A 1,119-nucleotide genomic window follows, 5' to 3' on the forward strand; every position below is an offset into this window, starting at 1 on the left:
GTACGAAAACACTTAAGTCTAGACTCGTTTTCAGCTATACTTTAGTATGTACAGTACATAAAAAGATTAGAAATTTATTTGGAGGTGCTAACTATGGCAAAAGATAGTTCTTTTGACATCGTTTCGAAAGTAGAATTACCTGAAGTAACAAACGCAATTAATATCGCATTAAAAGAAATCCAAAACCGATATGACTTTAAAGGAAGTAAAAGTGATATTAAATTAGAAAAAGAAGTACTTGTTTTAACTTCTGATGACGAGTTTAAATTAGAGCAAGTAAAAGACGTTCTTATCTCTAAACTTGTAAAACGTAACGTTCCAATTAAGAACTTAGATTACGGAAAAGTTGAAGCTGCAACTGGCAACACTGTTCGCCAACGCGCAACACTTCAACAAGGTATCGATAAAGATAACGCGAAAAAAATTAACAACATCATTAAAGAAATGAAATTAAAAGTAAAAACACAAGTACAAGATGATCAAGTACGTGTTACAGCAAAAAGCCGTGATGACTTACAAGCAGTAATCGCAGCTGTTCGTAGCGCTGATTTACCAATCGACGTACAGTTCATTAACTACCGCTAAAAAGAAAACTCCTCTTAATTAGAGGAGTTTTCTTTTTTGTCTTGTAGAGACAATATTACGAGAACAAACTATAGAAAAAGGTATATGCGGTGAAAATCGCTAAGTGAACAGGGTCTAACCATACGCATACTTTACAAGTGACCGTATGATTAAACTAGGCCTTATTGTAGAATTTGTTTTATACATGTATTTAGCAGACCTTATTGAAAATAAGAAAAAGACACCTCAAGACGTTTCCCCCTTCGATTTGAATTACTTTTCTTAGTAACTACACCCTAGACCAAAGTCATCTTAAAAATCGCTGTAACTCATAATTCCTCCCCCCGCCAAAACGTAACAATTTATGAGTATAAGAATATTTCCCAACCTTTAATGTATTGTAAAATTAATAAGGAACTTAAAAAATGTTAATTAAAAAAGAGTTAGAAGTGGTTATATGAAGAAATTAATACTATGGTTTTTATTGGCCACATTCTCCCTAAATACTGTAGGATGTTCTAATAATGCGAATTCACTAACGGATAAGTCTAACTG

The 1,119-nt window shown here is 32.8% G+C and carries 1 protein-coding gene; it reads left to right on the forward strand.

All coding sequences use genetic code 11. From position 1 onward, the window contains the following. Positions 1-93: 93 nt before the first annotated feature. Entirely contained in the window at positions 94-585 is a 492-nt protein-coding gene (locus ABWK52_RS25730) for a YajQ family cyclic di-GMP-binding protein (RefSeq protein ID WP_001040149.1), read from the forward strand. Positions 586-1,119: the final 534 nt, after the last annotated feature.

The sequence above is a fragment of the Bacillus sp. AP50 genome (assembly GCF_040492675.1).
In the GTDB taxonomy this organism is placed as follows: domain Bacteria; phylum Bacillota; class Bacilli; order Bacillales; family Bacillaceae_G; genus Bacillus_A; species Bacillus_A cereus.

Bases quoted from the DNA above. Each gene is read 5' to 3' on its own strand.
- ABWK52_RS25730 (WP_001040149.1), top strand. From the start codon at position 94: ATGGCAAAAGATAGTTCTTTTGACATCGTTTCGAAAGTAGAATTACCT.